This window comes from Novosphingopyxis baekryungensis DSM 16222, assembly GCF_000420305.1.
Classification (GTDB): Bacteria; Pseudomonadota; Alphaproteobacteria; order Sphingomonadales; family Sphingomonadaceae; genus Novosphingopyxis; species Novosphingopyxis baekryungensis.
Window position 1 is genome coordinate 5,001 of the sequence record NZ_ATUR01000005.1, and the last position, 24,920, is coordinate 29,920.

21 protein-coding genes (1 of these 21 only partly in view) are annotated in these 24,920 nt (G+C 63.7%); 8 read left to right on the forward strand and 13 right to left on the reverse strand.

The genetic code is table 11. From position 1 onward, the window contains the following. Window positions 1-33: the start of a CBS domain-containing protein gene (locus G410_RS0109215; protein ID WP_022673363.1), read on the reverse strand. It extends 399 nt beyond the left edge of the window; 33 of the gene's 432 nt are visible here — the first part of the coding sequence; its start codon is at window positions 31-33; its stop codon lies beyond the left edge, outside the window. Between the two features lie 133 nt (window positions 34-166). On the opposite strand from G410_RS0109215, the gene G410_RS0109220 reads away from it, so the two are divergent. Next, complete coding sequence (locus G410_RS0109220; protein WP_022673364.1) at window positions 167-466, forward strand: hypothetical protein; 300 nt, start codon at window positions 167-169, stop codon at window positions 464-466. A 2-nt stretch (window positions 467-468) separates the two neighbouring features. Here G410_RS0109220 and G410_RS0109225 read toward each other — a convergent pair whose 3' ends face one another. From G410_RS0109225 to hisS, 6 genes are all read right to left on the reverse strand, one after another. After that, window positions 469-2,076, reverse strand: coding sequence for a DUF4139 domain-containing protein (locus G410_RS0109225; RefSeq protein WP_156851926.1), 1,608 nt, complete (start codon window positions 2,074-2,076; stop codon window positions 469-471). 11 nt (window positions 2,077-2,087) lie between these two features. Next, a complete protein-coding gene (locus tag G410_RS0109230; protein ID WP_022673366.1) occupies window positions 2,088-3,536 on the reverse strand; it encodes a DUF4139 domain-containing protein in 1,449 nt (482 codons plus the stop codon). 80 nt (window positions 3,537-3,616) lie between these two features. Then, the gene (locus tag G410_RS0109235) at window positions 3,617-4,480 is read right to left on the reverse strand and encodes a DUF4167 domain-containing protein (protein WP_022673367.1); all 864 of its coding nucleotides are present in this window, start codon (window positions 4,478-4,480) and stop codon (window positions 3,617-3,619) included. A 394-nt stretch (window positions 4,481-4,874) separates the two neighbouring features. After that, on the reverse strand, window positions 4,875-5,714 hold the full coding sequence (gene prmC, locus G410_RS0109240) for a peptide chain release factor N(5)-glutamine methyltransferase (protein WP_022673368.1): 840 nt from the start codon (window positions 5,712-5,714) through the stop codon (window positions 4,875-4,877). A gap of 36 nt (window positions 5,715-5,750) precedes the next feature. Further along, window positions 5,751-6,836 carry a peptide chain release factor 1 gene (prfA, locus tag G410_RS0109245; protein ID WP_022673369.1) on the reverse strand — a complete coding sequence of 362 codons (1,086 nt, stop codon included), beginning with the start codon at window positions 6,834-6,836 and terminating at the stop codon, window positions 5,751-5,753. Window positions 6,837-6,942: 106 nt separating this feature from the next. Next, complete coding sequence (gene hisS, locus G410_RS0109255) at window positions 6,943-8,190, reverse strand: histidine--tRNA ligase (RefSeq protein WP_022673371.1); 1,248 nt, start codon at window positions 8,188-8,190, stop codon at window positions 6,943-6,945. A gap of 91 nt (window positions 8,191-8,281) precedes the next feature. Here hisS and G410_RS0109260 point away from each other — a divergent pair, with 91 nt between their 5' ends. From G410_RS0109260 to G410_RS0109290, 7 genes are all read left to right on the forward strand, one after another. After that, window positions 8,282-10,204 (forward strand): M61 family metallopeptidase, encoded by a 1,923-nt coding sequence (locus tag G410_RS0109260; protein ID WP_022673372.1) that lies wholly within the window; start codon window positions 8,282-8,284, stop codon window positions 10,202-10,204. Window positions 10,205-10,297: 93 nt separating this feature from the next. After that, window positions 10,298-10,843 carry an inorganic diphosphatase gene (gene ppa / locus G410_RS0109265; RefSeq protein WP_028971286.1) on the forward strand — a complete coding sequence of 182 codons (546 nt, stop codon included), beginning with the start codon at window positions 10,298-10,300 and terminating at the stop codon, window positions 10,841-10,843. Between the two features lie 115 nt (window positions 10,844-10,958). Next, window positions 10,959-11,276: a hypothetical protein gene (locus G410_RS0109270; RefSeq protein WP_022673374.1), complete on the forward strand. Its 318-nt coding sequence runs from the start codon at window positions 10,959-10,961 to the stop codon at window positions 11,274-11,276. A gap of 47 nt (window positions 11,277-11,323) precedes the next feature. Next, window positions 11,324-11,965 (forward strand): hypothetical protein, encoded by a 642-nt coding sequence (locus G410_RS0109275; RefSeq protein WP_022673375.1) that lies wholly within the window; start codon window positions 11,324-11,326, stop codon window positions 11,963-11,965. 92 nt (window positions 11,966-12,057) lie between these two features. Beyond that, complete coding sequence (gene sucC, locus G410_RS0109280) at window positions 12,058-13,257, forward strand: ADP-forming succinate--CoA ligase subunit beta (RefSeq protein ID WP_022673376.1); 1,200 nt, start codon at window positions 12,058-12,060, stop codon at window positions 13,255-13,257. 227 nt (window positions 13,258-13,484) lie between these two features. Further along, the gene (locus G410_RS0109285; RefSeq protein ID WP_022673377.1) at window positions 13,485-14,231 is read left to right on the forward strand and encodes an electron transfer flavoprotein subunit beta/FixA family protein; all 747 of its coding nucleotides are present in this window, start codon (window positions 13,485-13,487) and stop codon (window positions 14,229-14,231) included. Between the two features lie 24 nt (window positions 14,232-14,255). Beyond that, window positions 14,256-15,185, forward strand: coding sequence for an electron transfer flavoprotein subunit alpha/FixB family protein (locus G410_RS0109290; protein ID WP_022673378.1), 930 nt, complete (start codon window positions 14,256-14,258; stop codon window positions 15,183-15,185). An 84-nt stretch (window positions 15,186-15,269) separates the two neighbouring features. On the opposite strand, the gene G410_RS0109295 is transcribed toward G410_RS0109290, so the two are convergent. The 6 genes from G410_RS0109295 to G410_RS0109320 all read right to left on the reverse strand — a co-directional run bounded on the left by G410_RS0109295 (window position 15,270) and on the right by G410_RS0109320 (window position 24,677). Further along, window positions 15,270-15,983: an NAD-dependent deacylase gene (locus G410_RS0109295; protein WP_022673379.1), complete on the reverse strand. Its 714-nt coding sequence runs from the start codon at window positions 15,981-15,983 to the stop codon at window positions 15,270-15,272. After that, complete coding sequence (gene alaS, locus G410_RS0109300; protein WP_028971289.1) at window positions 15,983-18,631, reverse strand: alanine--tRNA ligase; 2,649 nt, start codon at window positions 18,629-18,631, stop codon at window positions 15,983-15,985. Before alaS ends, G410_RS0109295 begins: the two co-directional genes overlap by 1 nt. Window positions 18,632-18,672: 41 nt before the next feature. Beyond that, complete coding sequence (locus G410_RS0109305) at window positions 18,673-19,014, reverse strand: VOC family protein (RefSeq protein ID WP_022673381.1); 342 nt, start codon at window positions 19,012-19,014, stop codon at window positions 18,673-18,675. A 31-nt stretch (window positions 19,015-19,045) separates the two neighbouring features. Next, entirely contained in the window at window positions 19,046-20,113 is a 1,068-nt protein-coding gene (gene recA, locus G410_RS0109310) for a recombinase RecA (protein ID WP_022673382.1), read from the reverse strand. 118 nt (window positions 20,114-20,231) lie between these two features. Next, the gene (locus G410_RS0109315; RefSeq protein WP_051137266.1) at window positions 20,232-22,562 is read right to left on the reverse strand and encodes a hybrid sensor histidine kinase/response regulator; all 2,331 of its coding nucleotides are present in this window, start codon (window positions 22,560-22,562) and stop codon (window positions 20,232-20,234) included. Window positions 22,563-22,655: 93 nt separating this feature from the next. Continuing rightward, a complete protein-coding gene (locus tag G410_RS0109320; protein WP_425411249.1) occupies window positions 22,656-24,677 on the reverse strand; it encodes a M13 family metallopeptidase in 2,022 nt (673 codons plus the stop codon). Window positions 24,678-24,920 lie beyond the last annotated feature (243 nt).

Below are 24,920 nucleotides of genomic sequence, written 5' to 3' on the forward strand. Positions count from 1 at the left end.
GCGGCGCCCCTCCAGCATTTTTGCGATGGTCATCGGCTTTGCTCCTCTCTTTGCCCGGAAACATGCCTCATAGACCGGTGCGATGCCAAGCGCTTTGCACGAAATTTTGGTTTGGCGGCCAAAGCCCCTATGTGGACCTTGCGCCAAACGGAGATCGCATCGCCTTATGCCCAAACCATCGCAGCTCGACGACCCGGACTATGCCGCCTTTGCCTGGGCGCGCTATTGGCGGCTGATGCGCTGGATGGCGCTGGTGACGCTGATCTGCGTGATCGGCTCGATGACCGTTTTATATATCAGCAATGGGTGGGTTTCGATCCATCTCTACATCGCCACCGCCCTCGGTATTTCGGTGGCACTGCTATCTTCGGCAGGCCTGATGGGGCTGGTGTTTCTTTCCAGCGGCAGCGGCCATGACGATTCGATCGACGATCCGTTCGAAGGCGAATTCGACCTCGACGATTGACGCTATTCCGCCGGTTTGCGGATCTCGAACGACAGCCGCCGCTCGCTATTCGCGGCGATGCTGCCCTGCCAGGTCGGCACGCCATCGACTTTGGCGAACCCCTTGCCGCGGCGCAGCTCGAACGGCACGGAAAGTTCGACATCGACGGGGCGGGCCAGCGCGTTGGTCATCAGGATCGCGAACCGGCGGGGATGCGCGTCATCCGGCGCGCTGATCTGCATCTGCACATCGGCGCGCGGGCCAAGGCCCAGCTCCACCTCCTGCCCCACCGCCTTGTCGGCGAGCCGGGTCTGGCCGACCAGCAGCGGGCCGTAATCGCCCGGTTCATACACCGCGACCTGCCCCTGCGGGAGCGGCAGGCCAAGGCCCGTTTCGCGCTCGTTGAGGGCGCGCAGCGTCAAATCCAGTGGACGCGGCGTGCCATCCCCGCAGCACAGATCGCTCTGGGTGAAGCTTCCCAGATATAAGGGGCGATAATCGACGATCGGCTGGACGATCATGGCGACCTGCTTCTGCGCCTTCGCCGCAATCGTGATCGGCTCTGGAACACGATAGAGTTTCAGGTCGCCAAGATCCTCCTGCTCCGCCTGGATGGCGGCCACCGGTACGGCGGACCGCGCGCCGGTCACGGTGATGGATTCGGCGGTCATCCGCATGGCCGACGCCGCTACCGGCGGCGGCGGCGGGGGTGCTGGAGCAGCATAGCCATAGCGCAGCGGGACATCGCTCGTGCTGTCATCCGGATAGCATTGCAGATCGAGCCGGACCGGCGGGCTTCGCGGCTGCGCCCCGCGGCGTTCCTTGTTCGGCGTGCCCGCGACGGCCAGCAGCTGGGCATCGGGGAAGGTCTGGTCTCCGCCATTGGCGACCGTGAGCCATGCGAAGAGGCTGAGCTGCCGCGCTGTGTCCGCCGCATCGGTGCCGCCAGCCTCCCCCATGCCCGCTCCAGGACTGGCCTCCACGATATAGTTCGCGTCCCAATCGAACCCCTCGGCAAGATAGGTGAGTTGCAGCGTTGCGCGCACCGCACGGTCGCTCTGCGTCAGCACCGACAGACTGGGCCGCGGCGACAGATCCTTCGGCACCGCATCGAACAACAGCCGTTCGGGCAAGCCGGAACAGCGCAGCGCTTCCACGCCCTCATCGCTTTCGATCACGACCCCGCCCTGCGATCCGGTGCGCAGGATGGCCTCCTGCATCCGCACCACTCCGGTGGCGGGATCGGTCCGCTCCAGCGTGACGCGGCGGCGCAGATAGGCATCGACCAGACCCGCGGGCGACAACAGACGCGCGTCGCGATTCTTCTCGATCACGCCATTGGGCAGGCCGGAAATGATCGCGCTTTCCGGATACATCCCCTCCGACACGCCCTCGAAGCGGATCTTGGCCTCGCCCTGCGGCACGTTGATCGTGCGGGTTTCGGTGATCAGCGCATAGCCGCGCGGATAGCGGCGATCGATCGGCTGTCCGCTGGCACGGTCCGGCGCGCGATAGATGGCGATCGACGTCGTGTCCGCGCGCTCGGATAGGACAAGCTGCTGCGCAGACGCACCGGCGGGGATCGTCATCGCCAACAGGGTCAGCGCCAGCAGGAAAAAGAGCAGCCGCATCGCCGCGTAGCTCAATAGCGCGTATCGAAGGTTGCGGTGACGGTCGCCGTGCCATTGGCCGGCACGGGCACCGCCCAGCGCACGCTGCCAGCCGATATCCGCTCGCTCTCCAGGCTTTGTTCGACCACGCGGGATTCGCCATAAAGCCCATCCTGCGTTAAATCGATGGTGACCGGACGGGCGCCGGCATTGCTGAGCACATAGCGCATGGTGGTGCGCCAGCCGCTATCGCCGCGCCGCTCCCGCGATTCGACCACGGTCTGCACCTTTACGTCGAAGGCTTCGCCGGTCACCAGCGCCAGGTCCGATCCCATGGGCGTCGCGGGCACCGCACTTTCCCCGATGAATTGCGGGCTGCCGCTCGCGTCTTTCATATAGACCCGGACCGTGCCTGCCGGCAGCTGATCACCCAGCCCGCCTTGCGACGCGGTGCTGAATTTCAACACGCTCGAAGCGCTGGCAGGGTCCGCCGTGCTGAAGCCGCTGACGCGGTATGCATAGCTGCTGCTGGCCGGGCTGCCCTGCACGTCCAGAAAACTGATCTGTTTCTGCTGCGCTTCAAGCACGTCGGTGCGCCGTTCCAGCGGATAGAGGATATAATCGCCCAGCCGTTCGCGCGTTCCGGTCTCCGTGCCCGCGCGCACCATGCCGCCCGGTGCCGGGACGGGCGGCGGCGAGGGATAGCGGCGGCGTGTCGAGGAAGATTGCGCACTGCCGGGGCTGCCCGCGACGAGCAGAAGCGCCGCGTCCTTGTAACTGGTCCCCGAATTGTTGGTGAGCGTGACCCATCCTTCCACATCGATCCGCTCCGCCGCCTGATCGAACAAAGCGACATAGTCCGCGCTCCAGCCGAGGCCCGGTGTGAGATAGGTAAGATCGACCGGCAGCGTGCCCCCGCGCGCCGCTTCGAGCGTGACCGACAAGGTGGGCCGGGCGCGCAGGCCGGGCGGCACGGCATCGAAGATCACCCGCACCGGCAGGCCATCATCGCGCAGCACTTCGATATGGCCGTTCACCTCCAGCACCACGCCGCCATTGGCAGCCAGCACTTTCGCGCGATCGCGGGTCTGGGCCCCGGTGGCGAGGTTGGTGCGCAGAAGCGTGACCGTCTGCCCCACCGCCTTCTCGATCAGCGCGCCGGGCGTCAGCAGGTCATAATCGAAATTCTGTTCGACAATCCCGATGCCGGGGCCAGACAACACCACCGTTTCCGGGCGGATTTTGGCCGAGACATCCGGCAGTTCCTGACGGCTGCGCCCGGCGGGGAGCCGCAGCTGCCGCCGGTCCTGCACCAGAGACTGGCCGTTCTGATAGATGGTGAGCGCCACATCGCCCTGCGCGCTGCCCGCTGTGGGCTGGTCAGCGGGCGGCGGCGTGTCCGTGGGGGTCTGCGCTGACGCTTGGGCGGACAGGGGCACGGAAGTGCCAGCCAGAAGCAGCGCCGCAAAATGAACTCGCATGATGATCTCCCCTCGATCGAACCGAGGGGAGCATGCCTATCCATTATGAACTTACAAGGTCAATCGACCCAGAAATTGCATCACTCCGCAGCGGCCGTCTGTTCGTCATTCGACTGCTTTGGCTTTCGCGGCGCGCGTGGCTTGCGCTTGGGCTTTTCGTCGGCATCGCCCGCGCCGATGGGCGGTGGCAGGACATCGGCGCTCAGCCCGTCCTTCTCCGCCGCATCATCCTTGCGGACGCGCGGCTTGCGCGGTGCGCGCGGTTTCACGTCGCGCGGCTGATCGCCATCGTCGCTCTTGGCGGCACGCGGCTGATCGTCCGATCCGCTATCATCGCGGTCCCGGCGCGGATTGCTGCGGCGCTGGCGTGTACGGCCATGATTGTCGTCATCATCATCGTCGTCGTTCGACGGCTGATTGTTCTGACGGCTGTTCGCGTGACGATCATCATCGTCGTCATCGTCATCATTGTCGTCATGATCATCGGAATCATTGCGGCCGCGCGCATTGCGGTCATTGGACCGGTCGTTCTGCTGCCGGTCGTTCTGCTGATTGCCGCGCTGCTGCCGGTTGTTGTTCCGGCGGTTGTCGTTGTTGTCGTCACCATCGTTATCGTCGTCCGCGTCATTGTCGCGGTCGTTGTTGCTATTATTGCTGTGACGCGCCTGCTTTTCGTCCTGCCGGGCCTTGAAATCGGCCTGCACGCGGAAATAGTGATCGGCGAACTGCAGATAATATTCCGTGTTCACCCGGTCATCATTCATCTGCGAATCCTGCGCGAGCTTCTTGTATTTCTCCAGAAGCTGTCCGGCATTGCCGCGCGCGCGATTGTCGATCCGGTTCTGATGATCGAAACCACCACCACCGCCGCGATTGTTCTGCTGACGGTTGTTGTTATTGTTGTTGCCACGGCCGCGACGGCGGTTGGGCTGACGATTATTCATAAAGGCTGTCTCGTCCTAATACCGTAAAGTTGCGGTCCCCCGGCGCCCAGCCTGCAAATCCATGGCATGAAGCGCATTCGCCTTCCTGCTTTTCGGTGGGCCGAGACGCCCGCACGATCAGCTGGTTTCCTTTGGAAGGCGCTCCCGCAAAAGCGGCAAAATCTCGCGATTTCGGGAAGCTGCTGCCAGACCTAGCGAGTCGGATCGGGAAAACCAAGGGGAAAATGCCGTTTGCACCGCTGCAGGCGCGGAAGTTCGCAAAGAACAGACCCCGTCCGCGCCAAATTCCGGCAGACCGTTCTGATGGAACGATGAAATGCCAGCCGAACCCAGCGCGCCAGCCCCTGGCCGCCATCCTTGGCAGAGACACAGGCCTGTAGGACAGCGCCCTGGCTCAGCCACGCTTTAGCAGGACGGCACGCGGCTTGCCTGCCAGATCGCGCCGCAGATCAGCGCGCAAAGTGCATCGTTCGGCCAGCGCTTTCACAGGCGGCCACTGCTCCGCCCCGATCTCGAAGATCGCCGCGCCATCAGGCGCCAACAGATCGCGCAGCTGCGGCAGCAGCCGATCATAATCGTCCATCCCGTCTGCGCCCGCGAAGAGCGCCGACGCCGGTTCGAACGCGCGCACGCTCTGCGCCAGCGCCGCCCCGCTTTCGACATAGGGCGGATTGCACAGGATCAGATCTAACGGCCCGCCTAGTGCATTGGCCCAGCCCTGCTCACGCCAGTTGGCGAGGCAAAAGCGTGCGCGCCGGGTCAACCCCAGCCGATCCGCATTGCCCCGCGCCACGCCGAGCGCCGCCGCGCTGGCATCCACGCCCACGCCATGCGCCGCCGGGAACAGCCGCAGGGCGGCAAGCAGCAGCGCGCCCGATCCAGTGCCAAAGTCCGCAATCCGGTGCGGGGGCCGGTCCGCCAGCATGTCCTGCGCCGCCTCGATCAGCGTTTCGCTGTCGGCGCGCGGGATCAGCACATCCGGCGTAACATCCAGCGTCATGTCCCAGAAATCCTGATGCCCGACGATATAGGCGATCGGTTCCTGCGCGGCGCGCCGTGCCAGAAGGGCGGCAAATTCCGTAGGTTCGGCAAGGTCCGGCAGACGCAGCAACAGGTCCGGCCGCGCCATGTCCAGCGCATGCGCCATCAGCAGTTCGGCATCGAGCCGGGGGGTCGGGCTGGTGGGCGCAAGCTGTGCGGTGGCGGCGCGCAGGGCGTCGGCAGCGGCGCTCAACACGCCCCTGCCCGCGCACGGGAGCGGGGCAGCGCCTCACCCGGCATTCACGCTCGCCAGCCGCTCGGCCTCATCTTCGGCGATCAGCGCACCGATCAGCTCGTTCAGCGCATCGCCCGCCACGATTTCGGGCAGCTTGTGCAGCGTCAGGCCGATGCGGTGATCGGTCACGCGGCCTTGCGGAAAATTATAGGTGCGGATGCGCTCGGACCGGTCGCCCGAGCCGACCATGGACTTGCGCGCGCTGGCCTCCTCGCTGGCGGCACGCTCGCGCTCGGCTTCGTACAGCCGGGCGCGCAACACTTTGAGCGCCTTGGCCTTGTTCTTGTGCTGCGATTTCTCGTCCTGCTGCGTGACCACCAGACCAGAAGGAAGATGGGTGATGCGCACGGCGCTGTCGGTGGTGTTCACATGCTGCCCGCCCGCGCCCGATGCACGGTAAACGTCGATCTTCAGGTCGTTCTCGTCGATCTGGACGTCGACCTCTTCGGGCTCCGGCAGCACGGCGACGGTGGCGGCGCTGGTGTGGATGCGCCCGCCGCTCTCGGTCACCGGTACGCGCTGGACGCGGTGCACGCCGCTTTCAAACTTCAGCTTGGCGAACACGCCCTGCCCCGTGACCGAGGCCACGACTTCCTTATAGCCGCCGACATCGGAAGAGCTGGCGCTGATCGGCTCCACCTTCCAGCCGTTGAGATCGGCATAGCGCGAATACATGCGGAACAGGTCGCCCGCGAACAACGCCGCCTCGTCCCCGCCCGTGCCCGCGCGGATTTCCAGCATGGCAGGGCGCGCATCGGCCGAATCCTTGGGCAACATCTTGAGCGCCAGCGCATGTTCGGCCTCCGGAATTTGCGCGCGCAGACCGTCCACCTCCTCCTGCGCCATGGCGCGGATGTCGGCGTCCTGCCCGTCTTCGGCCATCATCTCTTCCAACAGCTTCAGCTCGGCGCGCAGACGGCGGACATTGGCGGCGGCTTCTGCCACCGGCTCCAGCTCAGCATAGTCCTTGGACATGGCGACGAAGGCCTCGCCATCCAGCTGACCGGACGCCATGCGCGCCTGCATCTCGGCAAAGCGCGATTCGATCTGCGCGATGCGCTGCTGGGAGATGGCGGTCACGATGCGTGCGCCACGGCCAGCATCACCCCGGCGCAGGCCGGGGTCTCGGATCGCATATTGGGCTGAACCAGATTCCGGCCTTCGCCGGAATGACGCGCCTTGTGTGTCATTGCGACAGCGCTTCGGCCAGCGCATCCAGCTTCACATCGCGCTGTTCGCCGTCTGCCAGATTCTTCAGCGCCGCCTCGCCACGCGCCAGTTCGTCGTCCCCGATGATGATGGCGTAGCGCGCACCGGCGGCATTGGCCCGCTGCATGCGCTTCTTCATATTCCCCTTGTAGCCGAGTTCGACGGCCAAGCCGGCGCGGCGCAGCTCTGCCGCCAGCGCCGCGGCGCGCGCTTCGGCAGCATCGCCCATCGGTACGATGGCGGCATCGATCGACGCGGCGACAACGCCGTCGAGCAACATCGCCAGCCGCTCGATCCCGGCAGCCCAGCCGACAGCAGGCGTGCTTGGTCCGCCCAGATTTTCGATCAGCCCGTCATAGCGCCCACCGGCCAGCACGGTGCCCTGCGCGCCCAGCCGGTCGGTGACGAATTCGAACGCGGTGTGGCGATAATAATCGAGGCCGCGCACCAGCCGGCTGTTGCGGGTCCAGGCCACGCCCGCCGCGTCCAGCCCGGCGCAGACCGCATCGAAAAACGCCTTCGCCTCATCCGTCAGGAAGGCGTCGATATCGGGCGCGCTGTTGGCAATGGGCCGGTCGCGCGGGTCCTTGCTGTCCAGGATGCGCAGCGGGTTCTTCTGCAGGCGCTCCTGCGAATCCTCCGAAAGCGCGCCGCGATGCGCCTCGAAATGGTCGATCAGCGCGGCGCGCCATGCCTCACGGCTGTCACCGTCGCCCAGCGTGTTGAGCTGCAGCGTCACGCCGTCGGCAATGCCCAGCTCGTGCAGCAGCTGATCGGCCATCGCCAGCAGTTCCACATCGGCCTGCGGCTCGGCGGCGCCGATGATCTCCGCGTCGATCTGGTGGAACTGGCGATAGCGGCCCTTTTGCGGCCGTTCATAGCGAAATAGCGGGCCGTGCGCGGCCAGCTTCAGCGGCACATGCTGCTGCCAGCCGTTCGAGATGAAGGCGCGCGCGATGCCGGCGGTAAATTCCGGGCGCAGCGTGATCGAATCGCCGCCGCGATCGTCGAACGAGTACATTTCCTTGGACACGACGTCGGTGGTTTCGCCCAGCGAGCGCGCGAACACCGCGGTCGGCTCGATCACCGGCATCTGTACGCCCTGAAATCCATAGAGCCGCCGCACGCGGTCGAAGGTGCTGACGACATGGGCGAAACGCTCCTGCTCTTCGCCGAAAATGTCCTGCGTGCCGCGCACGGGGTTAATTGTGTTTGCCTTGGCCATGGTGGCGGCTGTTAGCGCGCTTCGCCGCGCGGGGGAAGGTGCGGCGCAAAGCGCTGGACCCAAAGCGCAATTCGCGGCATCACCCCGCGCCATGAACAAAATGCTTTTGACCTCCGCCGCCCTCCTGTCCCTCATCGCCAGCGCCGCCCTTGCGCAGACCGCCGGCAATAGCGCGCCGACCGCGCCGCAGCTGGACGATGCCACGCCGCTGCCGCTGGATGAGCCCTATCCCGGCGTCATGACGCTGAACGTGGATGCCACCGACGTGGCGCGCGGCGTATTCCGCGTGAAGCAGACCATTCCGGTGGCCGCTAGCGGGCCGATGACGCTGCTCTATCCCGAATGGCTGCCCGGCAAGCATGGGCCGCGCGGCGCGATCGACCAGTTGGCGGGCCTTCAGATCAGCGCGGGCGGCAAGCCGGTTGCCTGGACGCGCGATCCGCTGGATGTCTACGCTTTTCAGGTGGATGTGCCGCAGGGTGCACGGGCGCTGGACGTGGAATTCCAGTTCCTCTCCCCCGTCGGCCCCGGTGAGGGCCGCGTGGTGGTGACGCCCGACATGATGAATGTGCAGTGGGAGCAGGTCTCGCTCTACCCCGCCGGCTATTATACCCGCCAGATCCGCGTGAAACCGACCATCAGCCTGCCCGCCGGCTGGACCGCCGCGACCGCGCTGGACGGTGCCAAGGCCAGCGGCAACATGATCCGCTATGGCGAGACGAGCTACGAGACGCTGGTCGACAGCCCGATGTTCGCGGGCGCGCATTTCAAGAGCTGGGATCTGGGCCAGAACGTCACGCTGAACGTGGTGGCGGACGAGGCGTCCAGTCTGGAAGCCACGCCGGAGATGATCGACGCGCATCGCCGCCTGGTGGACGAGGCGGTGGCTGTGTTCGGCAGCCGCCATTTCGATCATTACGAGTTCCTGCTCGCGCTGACCGACAAGCTTGGCGGCATCGGGCTGGAGCATCATCGCAGTTCGGAAAACAGCCGCGAGCCCGATTATTTCACCGACTGGGAGAATAATGACTGGCAGCGCGGCCTGTTGCCGCATGAGATGGTGCATAGCTGGAACGGCAAGTTCCGCCGCCCCGCCGGTCTCTGGACGCCCGATTTCCGCACCCCGATGCAGGACAATCTGCTGTGGGTCTATGAAGGCCAGACCAGCTTCTGGGACATCATCCTGGGCGTGCGTTCGGGCATCCAGTCCAAAGAAACGGCGCTGGGCGAATGGGCGCGTGCGGCGGCGAAATATGCCAATCAGCCGGGCCGCGCATGGCGCAGCGTGGAAGACACCACCTTCGATCCGATCATGTCCGCCCGCCGCCCCAAGCCCTTCCCCAGCTGGGAGCGCAGCGAGGATTATTATGTCGAAGGCTCGCTGGTCTGGCTGGAGGCCGACATGGTCATCCGCGAGCAGACGAACGGCGCGCGCTCGCTGGATGATTTCGCCAAGGCCTTTTTCGGTATCCGCGACGGCGATTGGGGCGAGGTGACCTACAGCTTCGACGATGTGGTGAGCACCCTCAACGGCATCGCGCCCTATGACTGGGCCACCTTCCTCACCAAGCGCCTGCGCACGCCGGGCCAGCCCGCGCCGGTCGCCGGGTTCGAGAAGGGTGGATACCGGCTCGTCTACCGCGAGGAGCCCAATGCCTATGAGAAATCGACCGAGAAGGAATATGGGCTGGATCTCAGCTATTCGCTCGGCCTGTCGCTCGGCAAGGATGGCGATGTGCGCGATGTGATGTGGGACGGCCCGGCGTTTCAGAAGAACATCGTGGAAGGCACGAAAATCCTGTCGGTCAACGGCATGGAATATAGCACCGATCGCATGAAGGCGGCGATCACGGCGGCCAAGGACGGTGCGCCGATCAGCCTGATCGCGCTGCGCGACGGGCGCTACCGGACGATCGATTTCGATTACAAGGCCGGCCTGCGCTATCCGCATCTGGAGAAGACCGTGGACGGCGAAGCGCCGCTCGACCGGCTGCTGATGCCCGCCACGCGCTGAACACCCCTTTCCCGATACCGCATGCGCTGGCTTGCAGCCGCTGCGCACCAGCGGCTATGGCCCGGCGCAAAGACAGAACAGAAGGACCTTCCCATGGATATCAAGAAGATCGCCATCGGCGACAATCCGCCCGAATCGCTCAACGTCATCATCGAAGTCCCGGTGGGCGGCGAGCCGGTGAAATATGAGTTCGACAAGGACAGCGGCGCGCTGTTCGTGGACCGCATCCTGCACACGCCGATGCGCTATCCCGCCAATTACGGCTTCGTGCCCCACACGCTGTCGCCCGATGGCGATCCGCTGGACGCGCTGGTGGTCGCACGCTCGCCCTTCATGCCCGGTTGCGTCGTGCGTGCGCGCCCGATCGCAGTGCTCAATCTGGAAGACGAGCATGGCGGCGATGAGAAGCTGCTCTGCGTGCCGATCGACGCCACCTTCCCTTATTATCGCAAGATCGGTCAGGGTGGTGATCTGCCCGAGATCGTGATGCAGCAGGTCGAGCATTTCTTCACCCATTACAAAGATCTGGAGCCTGAAAAATGGGTCCGCGTCGGCAAATGGGGCGATGCGGACGATGCCAAGCGTATCATCCTGGAATCGATCGAGCGCGCGAAAAACCATGAGGCGGAGAAGGCCTGAACCCGCCTCCCCACTCCGCATTCTCCAGCTTGCCTGGTGGCCGATCGCGTCCTAGCATCGGCCACCGTCGCATCACGCCCTTGCGGTCAGCGCAAGGGCCCCGGAGTTTAGACCCATGTCGCCTTTTAAAGTTCTGATCGCTTTGCTTATCCCGGTGGCGCTGTCCGCCTGCGCCACGCCGCAGACGCGCGTGCGCAACGGCCTCACCGGCCTCGGCCTTGCCTATCCGGTGGCCGATTGCATGGCAGAGCGGATGGTGGACCGCCTATCGCTTTCGCAGCTCAACCGCCTGTCCAGCCTGGATGCGTTCAAGGGGCGCCAGCCGGGTGATGTCAGCATGAACGAGTTCATCCGCGCCACCCGCGGCCTGCAGGATCCCGAAGTGCTGGGCGTCGTAACCTCATCGGGAGCAATCTGCGCCGTCACCAGTTAAGCGTGAGGCCGTCCATTCCCGGCCGCTGCACCACCGGAGCTGCATCGATGCGAAATTCCTTCCTCTTGTGCGCCAGCGCTGCACTGGCAGCGTGCAACTTCGCCGCAACCGGCTCCGACGCTGCATCGCAGGATGACGCGGCGGCGACACCGCCCACCGCCGCCCCCGCCTCACCGTCCGCGCCCGGCGCATCGCAGGCCGCCGAGCCGCTGACGCCTACCGGCTGGGGACCGCTCACCATCGGCATGGACCGCGCCGCCATCGAGCAGGCGCTGGGCGCGGACGTCAATCCCGAGAGCATTGCCGGCCCGGACGACACGCAGTGCGACCAGCTGCATCCCGCTCGCGCGCCGGAAGGCATGCTGTTGATGGTGGAGCAGGACAGGCTGTCGAGAATCGAACTGCACGACGGATCGAAGGTCAAGACCGCCGACGGCTTTGGCGTGGGCGACAGGTCCGGCGCCATCAAGCAGGCGCTGGGCGACCGCGTGCAGGCCAGCCCCCACAAATATGCCGATGCCCCGGCCGAATATCTCACCATATGTGAAGGCGGCAAGGCAACCGGCCCCGGCGGCTATGTGTCCGACGAGGCCGCGCGCGGGATCACCTATGAGATCGGCACCGACGGCAAGGTCCAGTCCATTTTCGCCGGCGGTCCGGCGATACAATATGTCGAAGGCTGCCTGTAGCGTTCCGCCGCCCGCCATCCTAAGTCTAGCCATGTCCGGCGCGCTATGCTTTAGCGCCTTCAAAGTGAAATTAGCCAAAGGATCCCCTCCCTATGAATATCCATGAATATCAGGCCAAGGAACTGCTTGCGAATTACGGGATCGGCATTCCCACCGGCTATCCGGCCATGACCGTCGACGAAGCCGTCAAGGGCGCCGAGCAGCTGCCCGGACCGCTCTATGTCGTGAAGGCGCAGATCCACGCCGGTGGCCGCGGCAAGGGGACGTTCAAGGAACTGGGCGCGGACGCCAAGGGCGGTGTGCGCCTTGCCAAGTCGATCGACGATGTGCGCAGCGATGCCACGGACATGCTCGGCAACACGCTCGTGACCGTGCAGACCGGTGACGAGGGCAAGGAAGTCAACCGCCTGTACGTGACCGATGGCGTGGACATCGAGAAGGAATATTATCTTTCCATGCTCGTGGACCGTGCCACCGGCCGCATCGCCATGGTGGTTTCCACCGAAGGCGGCATGGACATCGAGACCGTGGCGCATGACACGCCCGAAAAGATCACCACCATCACCGTCGATCCTGCCGCCGGCTTCACCGATGCGGATGGCCAGAAGGCCGCCGACGCGCTCAAGCTCTCCGGCGATCTGGCTGCGTCCTGCGTCGATCTGACCAAGAAGCTGTACGAAGCCTTTGTCGGCCTCGACTGCGCGATGATCGAGATCAATCCTCTGGTCGAGACCAAGGACGGCAAGCTGCTGGTGCTCGACACCAAGATGAGCTTCGATTCCAACGCCATGTTCCGCCATCCCGATGTGGAAGCGCTGCGTGACGAGAGCGAAGAAGACCCGATGGAGGTCGAGGCTTCCAAATATGACCTGGCCTATATCAAGCTGGATGGCGACATCGGCTGCATGGTCAATGGCGCAGGGCTTGCCATGGCCACCATGGACATCATCAAGCTGAACGGCGCGTTCCCAGCCAACTTCCTCGATGTCGGCGGCGGCGCGGACAAGGAAAAGGTCACCGCGGCGTTCAAGATCATTCTGAGCGATCCGTCGGTGAAAGGCATCCTCGTCAACATCTTCGGCGGCATCATGAAGTGCGACATCATCGCCGATGGCATCGTTGCGGCGGCCAAGGAAGTGAACCTGTCCGTGCCGCTCGTGGTGCGGTTGGAAGGCACCAATGTGGAAAAGGGCAAGGACATCCTGTCCAACAGCGGCCTGCCGATCGTCAGCGCCGACAATCTGGGCGACGCTGCCAAGAAGATCGTAGCCGAGGTAAAACAGGCCGCCTGATCGCATGATCACCCCGTACTGAACGACCGTCGCCCGGCCGGATGCTTTCCACGCACCGGTCGGGCGATTTTCTATGGGCAACCGCTAGATACGGCGGCCTTTTGACGTATCGGGTATCCTCGCAACTTCTCACAATTTCGCCCGTTGGAGGGTGGAAATCCCATTGCGAAACTGCTACGTAACGTTTACGTCAACGTAAAGCAGTCGCCCCAAGGAAAGGAAAGCGCATGAAAGCTCTCGTCCCCGTAAAGCGGGTGATCGATTATAATGTGAAGCCACGGGTGAAGTCCGATGGCTCTGGTGTCGATCTCGCCAATGTCAAAATGTCGATGAACCCGTTCGATGAAATCAGCGTCGAAGAGGCCATCCGCCTCAAGGAAGCTGGCAAGATCGAGGAGATCATCGCGGTGTCCGTCGGCCCCGCAAAGGCCCAGGAAACGCTGCGCACAGCGCTCGCCATGGGTGCTGACCGGGCCATTCTGATCGAAACGGATGAAACCGTCGAGCCGCTGGCCGTCGCCAAGCTGCTCCAGAAGGTTGCCGAGGAAGAACAGCCCGGCCTCATCATTCTTGGCAAGCAGGCGATCGACGATGACGCCAACCAGACCGGCCAGATGCTGGCGGCGCTCATGGACCGCCCACAGGGCACCTTTGCCAATACGGTGGAGCTGGACAGCGACAGCGTGACGGTAAAGCGTGAGATCGATGGCGGTCTGGAAACCGTGAAATTGCAGCTTCCGGCCATCATCACCACCGATCTTCGCCTGAACGAGCCGCGCTATGCCTCGCTTCCTAACATTATGAAAGCCAAGAAAAAGCCGCTCGATACCAAGACGCCTGCCGATTACGGCGTCAACATCGCGCCGCGCCTGACCACGACCAACGTGTCCGAACCACCCGTCCGCCAGGCCGGTGAAAAGGTGGAAGACGTCGACGCGCTGGTCACCAAGCTCAAGGCGCTCGGCATCGCGTAACCCCCATTCAAAAGGATTTCAGATATGAAAACCCTGGTTCTCGTAGAACATGACAATGCGTCGATGAACGACGCTACCCTCGCCGCAGTCACGGCGGCTTCCCAGATCGGCGAGGTGCATCTGCTCGTCGCTGGTGAAAATTGCGCCGCGGTTGGCGAGCAGGCTGCCAAGGTCGCTGGCGTGGGCAAGGTCCATGTCGCCGACGATGCGGCCTATGGCCATATGCTCCCCGAAGCGGTGGCAGCCCTGGTCGTCGATTTGATGGGGCATCATGATGCCTTCATCGCGCCGGCAACCACCAACGGCAAGAACATTGCCCCGCGCGTGGCCGCGTTGCTCGATGTCATGCAGATTTCGGACATTCTCTCTGTGGAAGGCGACAAAACCTTCACCCGTCCGATTTACGCCGGCAACGCCATCGCTACCGTCCAGTCAGGCGATGAAAAGCTGGTCATCACCGTGCGCGGCACCGCGTTCGACAAGGCAGAAACCGAAGGCGGTTCGGGCGAGATCGAAGCCGTCAGCGGCGGCACCGGCAATGGCCTGAGCGAATTTGTTAGCCAGGACCTTGCCAAGAGCGACCGTCCCGAACTGACCAGTGCCAGCGTCATCGTATCCGGTGGCCGCGCGTTCGGATCGAAGGAAAGCTTCCACGAACTGCTCGATCCACTGGCCGACAAGCTTGACGCCGGTGTGGGCGCAAGCCGCGCAGCCGTCGATGCGGGCTATGCCCCCAATGACTATCAGGTCGGCCAGACCGGCAAGATCGTCGCCCCCGAATGCTATATGGCGATCGGCATTTCCGGCGCGATCCAGCATCTGGCGGGTATGAAGGATTCCAAGACCATCGTTGCGATCAACAAGGATGAAGACGCCCCGATCTTCCAGATCGCGGACATCGGTCTGGTCGGCGATCTGTTCAAGATCGTGCCGGAGCTGACCGAGAAGCTCTAACCTTAGTTAGAATAGATAAGCAAAAGGGCCGCGAAGCAATTCGCGGCCCTTTTCTGTTATCTTTCCTAAGCGCGCAGGCTGATGTCAGGCCATGTCGAGAACTTCGTCCACCCATGCCGGCACCACCTGCCCGGCCTGCCCATGCCGCGCTTCGTGAAAGACATGTGTGCCTTGGCTCGGCTCGAGATTGATCTCCAGGCAATGCGCGCCACTGGTCCGCGCTTCCTGCACGAACCCTGCCGCCGGATAGACGGCGCCACTGGTGCCGATCGAGACGAACAGGTCCACGATGCCCAGCGCGGCATAGATGCGGTCCATCTCATAGGGCATTTCGCCGAACCAGACGACATCGGGCCGCAAATGGCCGCTCGCGCCGCAGGCCGGGCAGGCAGGCCGATCGATCAGATCCTGCGCAATCGGCACGCGCGCGTCGCACGCGGTACACCAGGCCAGTGCCAGGCTGCCATGCATGTGCAACAGCCGCTCGGCCCCGGCCCGCTCATGCAGATCGTCCACATTCTGCGTGACGATCAGCAGCCCGCCACGCCACTCCCGGTCTAGCCGTGCCAACGCCGCATGCGCCGCATTGGGCCGCGCCGCTGCTGCGCCTTCGCGCCGCGAGTCATAAAAGTTAAGTACGAGGTCAGCGTTTCGCGCAAAGGCTTCCGGTGTCGCAACATCCTCTACCCGGTGCTGCGCCCACAGGCCCCCGGCATCGCGGAAGGTATCCAGCCCGGACTCCGCGCTGATGCCCGCGCCCGTCAGGATGACGATATTGCCGTCCTGCGGAAGCGCCATCAGCCGGTAATGGCGGCGCGCACCGCGTCGAGTGCCTGCGCGGCCTTTGCGCCGTCCGGCCCGCCGCCTTGCGCCATATCCGCGCGGCCACCGCCGCCTTTGCCACCAAGCTCCGCCACGCCGGCGCGTACCAGCGCCACGGCATCAAAGCTTTCGGTCAGATCGTCGGTCACCGCCACGGCAAAGGCGGCGCGCCCCTCATTGACCGCCGCGAGCGCGGCAATGCCGCTGCCGAGCTGCGCCTTCATGTCATCCAGAATGCTGCGCAGGGATTTGGGGTCGACACCTTCCAGGGTCTGGCCAAGGAATTTGGTCTCGCCCAGCGTTTCGATTTCCGGACCCGATCCGGTGCCCCCGCCCCCGCCAAGCGCCAGCTGCTTCTTCGCCTCTGCCAGTTCGGTTTCCAGACGGCGACGCTCGGCCACAAGTGCGCCAACACGCTCCCCGACCTCATCCGGCGAGGTTTTCAGCATCTGCGCGGCTTGCCGCAACATGGCATCGCGCCCGCCAAGATATTGCCGGGCCGCTTCCCCGGTCAGCGCCTCGATACGGCGCACACCGCTGGAAACGGCGCTTTCGCCGATGATCTTGAACAAGGCGATATCGCCAAGCGCATCGACATGGGTGCCGCCGCACAGCTCGATCGAATAATGCTTGTCGGTCTGGCGCCCCATGGAAAGCACGCGGACCTCATCGCCATATTTCTCCCCGAACAGCGCCAGCGCGCCGGCCTCCACGGCATCCTCAGGCGCCATAAGCCGCGTGGTGACGGCCTGATTGGCGCGAATTTCCTCATTCACCTCCGCCTCAACCGCCGCGATGTCCTCATCGCTCAGCGCGGTTGGATTGGAAAAGTCGAACCGCAGCCGCTCGGGTGCGACCAGGCTGCCTTTTTGCGTCACATGGCCGCCAAGGCGGTTGCGCAGCGCGGCGTGCAGCAGATGCGTCGCGCTATGGTTGGCGCGCAAGCGATCGCGCCGTTCGCCATCCACCAGCATTTGTACGCTGTCACCAAGCTTCAGGCGGCCACTGTCCACCACGGCGTGATGGGCGTGCAGCCGCCCCAATGGCTTGGACGTGTCCGAAACGGCGGCAGAGAAGCCCGCCGGTCCGCCAATGCGGCCACTGTCGCCCATCTGGCCGCCGGATTCGGCGTAGAACGGCGTCTGGTTAGCAAGAATAACGGCCGAGTCACCCTCGCCTATCTCATTGACTTCCTTGCCATCCTTGATCAGTCCGACGATCGTGCCTTCGCCCTCGGTGGCCTGATAGCCGATGAACTCGCTGCTGCCTTCGCGCTCGGCAATGTCGAACCAGATCTCTCCGTCCGTGCTGTCGCCGGAGCCTTTCCAGGCCGCGCGCGCCGCCTTTTTCTGCTCCGCCATGGCCGCGTCGAAACCGGCGCGATCGACCGTCAGGCCGCGTGCGCGCAGGGCGTCCTCGGTCAGATCATAGGGGAAGCCATAGGTATCGTAGAGCTTGAACGCGGTTTCTCCGGGAAGCTCGTCGCCCTTCTCCATCGAAGCAGTGGCGTCGTCTAGCAGACCGAGCCCTTTTTCGAGCGTCTGGCGGAAGCGGGTTTCCTCGCGCTCCAGCGTTTCCTGGATCAGCGGCTGCGCGCGGATGAGTTCGGGATAGGCGGCGCCCATTTCGGCCGACAAGCTGGGCACGAGGCGATGCATCAGCGGATCCTTCGCGCCGAGCAGATGCGCATGGCGCATGGCGCGGCGCATGATCCGGCGCAGCACATAGCCGCGCCCCTCATTGGCGGGCAGGACGCCATCGGCCATCAGGAAGCTGACCGAGCGCAAATGGTCGGCAATCACGCGGTGGCTGGCCCGCGTGGCGTCGGTCTCCGCCTGTTCGGTGAGGTCGACCGATGCGGCGATCAGCGTCTTGAACAGGTCGATGTCGTAATTGTCATGCACGCCCTGCAGCACGGCCGCCGCGCGCTCCAGCCCCATGCCGGTATCGATCGAGGGTTTGGGCAGTTCGCCGACGATCTCGGCTTCTTCCTGCCGATATTGCATGAAAACCAGGTTCCAGATCTCGACGAAACGGTCGCCATCTTCCTCCGGCGTGCCGGGAGGGCCGCCCCAGATATGATCGCCATGATCGTAGAACAGTTCGCTGCAAGGGCCGCAGGGGCCATTGTCGCCCATCGCCCAGAAATTGTCCTTGGTGGCGATACGGATGATGCGGTCTTCCGGAAGACCGGCAATCTTGCGCCACAGATCATAGGCCTGATCGTCATCATGATAGACCGTCGCCGTCAGCCTGGATGGGTCGATGCCCCATTCCTTCGTGATCAGCGTCCAGGCATGTTCAATCGCCTGTTCCTTGAAATAGTCGCCGAACGAGAAATTGCCCATCATCTCGAAAAAGGTGTGGTGGCGGGCGGTGTAGCCCACATTATCGAGATCATTATGCTTGCCGCCGGCACGGACGCACTTCTGCGCGCTGGTGGCGGTGACATAAGGCCGCGATTCCAGGCCCGTGAAAACATTCTTGAACGGCACCATGCCTGCGTTAACAAACATAAGTGTCGGGTCATTATGGGGAACGAGCGGCGATGAAGCGACGCGCTCATGGCCATTTTCCGCGAAATAATCGAGGAAACTGCGGCGGATGTCATTGGTCGAGGTCATGACAGCCATGTAAGCCGAGCTGCGCTCTCACTCAAGCCGGATCAATCCTGCTGCCAAACGGCCAGTCTGTTGCCATCGGGATCGGTAAATTCGAAGCGCGAACCGCCGGGAAAACCGTATATGTCCCGCGTCAGCTTGCCGCCCGCAGCGAGCACTGCGGTGCGCGTGGCGGCAAGGTTACGGCTTTCGATCACCGGCAGCGGCGGCGCCTTGGTGGACGCATCGAGACCAAGATCGGTATCGCCGGTGGCGGTGGCGCTATAGCCAGGCCCATAATCGGCAAAAGCCCAGCCGAATGCTTCTTCGTAGAAAGCACGCGACCGAGCCGTTTCTGAAACGCTCAGTTCGACATAGTTGAACCGGGTGCCGGACAAGTCGGTCATCTCTCACGCCTCCCGCAACACCCGATCATTCTCAATCGTCCGCGTCTGGACCGACCATCATCTCTTCGGCCACATCGTCCTTCTTGCCGCGAATCTGCCCTTCCAGCTTGTCGAGCATCTCCGGATGCTCCCGCAGGAAGTTCTTGGCGTTCTCCCGCCCCTGACCGATGCGCGTGCTATCATAGCTGAACCAGGCCCCGGCCTTTTCCACCAGACCGGCTTTGACACCAAGATCGATGATTTCACCCACCTTGGAAATGCCCTCGCCATACATGATGTCGAACTCAACCTGCTTGAACGGTGGGGCCACCTTGTTCTTCACCACCTTCACGCGCGTGGCGTTGCCCACCACCTCGTCGCGATCCTTGATCTGGCCGGTGCGGCGAATGTCGAGGCGAACGGACGCGTAGAATTTCAACGCATTACCGCCAGTCGTCGTCTCCGGGTTACCGTACATCACACCGATCTTCATGCGCAGCTGGTTAATAAAGATAACCATACACTTGGATTTGCTGATCGACCCGGTGAGCTTGCGCAGTGACTGGCTCATCAGACGTGCCTGCAGACCGACATGACTGTCGCCCATCTCGCCCTCGATCTCCGCGCGCGGGACCAGGGCGGCAACGGAATCGATCACCAGAATGTCCACCGCGTTGGAGCGCACCAGCGTGTCGCAGATCTCGAGCGCCTGCTCACCCGTATCGGGCTGCGAGACGATGAGATTGTCGACATCCACACCAAGCTTTTTGGCATAGACCGGATCGAGCGCATGCTCGGCATCGATAAAGGCGGCGGTGCCACCCTTCTTCTGGCATTCGGCCACGGTGTGCAGGGCGAGCGTGGTCTTGCCCGAGCTTTCCGGACCATAGACCTCGATAATGCGGCCCTTGGGCAGGCCGCCAATGCCGAGGGCAATATCGAGGCCGAGCGATCCGGTCGAAATCGCCTCGATCTCAATCGCCTCACGGCTGCCCAGTTTCATGGCAGAGCCCTTGCCAAAGGCGCGGTCAATCTGCGCCAGCGCGGCGTCGAGTGCCTTTTCGCGGTCCATATCGCTTATCCGTTCGTTCGATTCGATGACTTTGAGTTTGGCAGCCATATCACGTCCCCTGTTCTGGTTCAGCTTTGCCATCGAGTCGATGGCTTAAACTCCATGTACATATTTTGTTCTCAAAGAACAAGTAGGGAACGCACACTGCTCGGTCCGGCGCGGCCGATCAGTCTTTCTTGCGCGACGCCCGCAGGACGTCACCCACCGCCTCGGCGATCTGCTGCACGCTGAACGGCTTTGGCAGGAACCCGATATTGTCCAGATCGATGCTCTCGCGCAGCTGCTCCTCGGCATAGCCTGACATGAACAGGATCGGCAGATCCGGGCGCTGCCGGCGCAATTTGCGCGCCATGGCGGGGCCATCCATATTGGGCATCACAACGTCCGAAACCACAAGATCATAGGGCCGCCCCTCTGCGATCGTTTCCAGCGCCTCTTCCCCGTCCGACGCGGTTTCCACCGTATAGCCCTGCCGCTCCAGCGCGCGCTGTGCCACCGCGCGCACCATATCCTCATCCTCCACGATCAGGATCGAGCCGGTACCCCAGGTCTCTTCTTTCGGCTCCGGCTCTGCCTTGGTGATGTTGCGCGTGCTCTGCCCGGGCGCCGCTTTGTGCACCGGCAAATAGATTTCGAAGCGCGCCCCGCCGCCCACCACATTGCGCGCGAAAATATAACCGCCCGACTGTTTCACGATGCCGTAGACGGTCGAAAGACCGAGGCCCGTGCCCTTGCCCATCTCCTTGGTGGTGAAAAAGGGCTCGAAAATCTTGGCCATCACTTCTTTGGGGATGCCGACGCCGCTATCGGTGACCGACAGCAGGATATAATGGCCCTCCGGCAGCACGTCGCTTTCCAGCGCGCGGACATCCTTGGGCTCCACGGCTGCGGTCTCGATCCGCACGACGCCGCCGCCCTTCTTCGCCTCCATGATCGCATCGCGCGCATTGACGCCGAGATTGACGATCACCTGCTCCAATTGCCCCGGATCGGCGCGCACTGGACCAAGCCCGCGACCATGGCGCACATCCAGCTTCACCGCTTCGCCGAGCAGGCGCCTGAGCAGGTTGGACACGTCGGACACCAGATCGGGCAGCTGGATGACCTGCGGGCGCAGCGTCTGCTGACGCGAAAAGGCAAGCAGCTGGCGCGTCAGGCTGGCGGCGCGATTGGAGTTGTTCTTGATCTGCTGGATATCGTCATAATGGCTGTCGCCCGGCGTCAGGCGCAGCAGCATCAGATCGCAATGGCCGATGATGGCGGTCAGGATATTATTGAAATCATGCGCGACGCCGCCGGCCAGCTGGCCGACGGCCTGCATCTTGGTCTGCTGCGCCACCTGCCGTTTCAGCTTCGTTTCTTCCCCGGAATCCTTGAGGCTGAGCATCACCGCCGCCTCGCCCAGTCCGCGCACGCCCGACAGGCTGAGCGACAGCACCTCGTCCGGCCGGTCGAGCGGCCGCACCGCAAGATCGCCGCTGGTCGGTTGCCCGCCGGCATGGCGGCGCACGGCATCGGCCAGCGCGCCCTTGTCCTCGCGGATCACCAGATCGCCCGGATAAAGCGGCAGGCTGCCATCGGCGAGGCCGGCCAGCTTGGCAAAGCTGTCATTGGCAAACAGAAAGCGACCGTCGCGGTCCAGCAGGGCCAGGCCGAGCGGCAGATTGGCGAGCAGATTTTCGACATGGGCCAGCGCGGCGGTACGATCCTGCGTCGCGCCGTCCTCATCGCGCAGCAGCACGAGCGCGGGGCCATCCTCCCGCTCCGGCTCGATCGGCAAATGGATCACGCGCAGCGGCACGCCCCGCCGCCCCTCGGTCTCGAAAAAGATCGCGCCGCGTTCGTCCGAGCGTAGATAACTCGCAAAATCCCTGCCGGTCAGGCTGCCCTGATCGGCATCGGCGGCGCGCCGGGCAAAGGCGCTGTTGCACGCGCGGATGCGCCCTTCCGGCCCCAGCGTGGCCGCCATCAGGCCGGAGCGCGCCAGCAGATCGCCCAGATTGCCCGCCACCAGTTCCGCCGCCTCGATCGCCAGACTGCGCCGCAGCATCGGCGCGAACTGCCAGACCAGATAATCGTCCCCGGCCCCCGCGCGGCGCAGGGCCAGCCTGTATTCCGCCGCGCCGCGCAGCACGGCGGGCGCCTCGCTGCGCCCGTCGCGCCACGCCGCGCGCGTCGCCGCAGAGATAGCCTCCGTGCTCTTGGCATCGAAATCCAGCGCCGCCGGTGCACGCGGGCCGCCCATCCAGCGGGAATAGAGATCGTTGGCGCAGACCAGCCGTCCGGCGCGATCGGTGATGGCAAGGCCGAAATTGGCGAAATCGGCCGCTGCATGGGTCACGGACCAGTCCGGCGGCAGGACGTCCTGCCGGGGCGCGCTGTCCGCATTCTGCCGAAACAGCAGCGCGAACGCACCGACGCCGATCATACCGGCGGCCATGCCGGCGGACAGCATGATGTCCCCCGTGGCGACCCAGAGGATCGCGGCGGACAGCATCAGCGCCCCGCCGACGATCAGCGACAAGGGGAGCCGCGCTGCGGCCAAGCCAGTCCTGCCCGCCGCTGCTCCCCCGTCAATCACATAATATCCTTACCAGATGCGCACCCGCTCATCGGGGGCCAGATAGAGTTTGCTGTCCGTCTTCGGATCGAAGGCGTCATACCATTTGTCAAGGTTGCGCACGACCCAGGCGCGCTGCTCCGAAGGGCTGTGCGGATCGGTGTTGAGGCGCTGCGATAGGTTGCTTTCGCGGTAATTGCGCCGCCAGACCTGCGCCCAGGCCAGGAAAAAGCGCTCATCGCCGGTAAAGCCATCGATCACTGGTGCTTCTTCGCCGTTGAGCGCGGTTTTATAGGCATCATAGGCCACGGTAAGGCCCGCCAGATCGCCGATATTCTCACCCAGCGTAAACTCGCCCTTCACGAACTCGCCCGGAAGCGGCTCATATTGGTCATACTGGGCGACCAGCGCCTTGCTGGCCTTGTTGAAGGCGGCAACGTCTTCCGGCGTCCACCAGTCGGACAGGCGGCCATTTTCGTCATATTTCGAACCCTGATCGTCGAAATGATGGCTGATCTCATGACCGATCACCGCGCCGATGCCGCCATAATTCACCGCCGGGTCGGCATTGGGATCGAAAAAGGGCGGCTGCAAGATCGCGGCCGGGAAGACGATCTCGTTCATGCCGAAATTGGCATAGGCGTTCACCGTCTGCGGCAGCATACCCCATTCATAGCGGCGGATCGGCTGCCCGAGCTTGGAGATATTGTCCGCATATTGGAAATTATTCCCACGGATCTGATTGCCGAACAGATCGTCGGTTTTGATCTCGACGGCGCTATAATCCTTCCACCGATCAGGATAGCCGATCTTGGTGGTGAAATTGGCCAGCTTGGCGAGCGCGCGTTCCTTGGTCTGCGGCTGCATCCATTCCAGCCCCTGAATGCGGCGGCCCATCGCGGCCAGCACATTGTCGACCAGCTCGTTCATCGCGGCCTTGGTCGGTGCGGGGAAATATTCGGCGGCATATTCCTTGCCGACTTCCTCGCCCAGCACGTCTTCGGTGAAGTTCACGCCGCGTTTCCAGCGCACTTCGCGCTCGGGCGTGCCGTTCAGGGTCGTGCCGTAAAAGGCGAAGCTTTCATTGGAGATCGCCTCGGGCAGCACATCGGACAGATTGTCGAGGCTGCGGATCATCAGCTGATCCTTCAGCACCGCCAGATCGGCATTGCCGATGATGCCGGCAATGCCCTGCACCGCGCTTGGCTGCGCCACGATCAGTTCCTCGATCTGCGGGCTGGTTGCCTTCAGCATGGCCGCGATGTCGAAGCCCGGCGTCATCGCCTGCAGCTCGGCCACGGTCATCTTGTTGTAGGTCTTGGTCGCGTCGGAGCTGTCTTCCTTGGTCCAGTGCGCCTCGGCGATCTGCTTCTCCATATCGAAGATGGCCTGCGCCCGGGCGGCGCCATTGGCCTCCCCCGCCAGTTCGAACATCTTGGTCAGATGGGCGATATATTTTGCGCGGATATCGGCGAACCGCTCCGAATCGCCCAGATAATAATCGCGATCCGGCAGGCCGAGACCGCCCTGATACATGTTGAAGATATAGGTTTCGGGGTTCTTGTCGTCCTGGCCGACATAACCGGCCACAGGGCCGCGCACGCCATTGCGCGCCGCATCGACGAGAAGCAGGGCATAGTCTTCCTTGTTGTCCAGCGCGGCAATCTTGCCGAGCCACGGCTTGATCGGCGCAAGACCCTTGGCCTCCACCGCATCGCTGTCCAGATAGCTGGCATAGGCGCGGCCGATCTTGTTGTCCGGATCGCCCTTGGCGGCATCGAGCACATTCTTCACACGTTCCTGGCTCAAATCGGCCAGCGCAGTGAACATGCCGTAATTGGATTTGTCCGCCGGAATGGTGGTCGTGGCCGCCCAGGTGCCATTGGCATAACCGTAAAAATCATCACCCGGCGCGATGTCGCGGTTCATGCCCTGCTCGTCGAACCCGAAAGTGCCGATTTCCGGCTTGCCATCAGCGCGGGACGGCTCGGCCGATGCATCGGCATCGGCGGACAAGGCCGCTTCCGCCTTGGATTTGGTTTGCGCATCCATGTCCTGCGCGGTGGCGGCATGGGCACCGAGCGCCATCGGCGCGGCGGCAATCAGGAGAAGCGAGCGAAAGGCTGTCATAATATATCCTCGAAACAATATGTTTTGGCGCTGGAGATGCACCGGCGATCCCTGGCAGGCAAGAGCGCGCAGGATGCTCGTCGACCAAGCGTTGATGAGAGACAATAAACGACAGCGCTTTACGCTGCGCTGAACAGGCATGCGCCCGCCTATTTCACCAGCCCG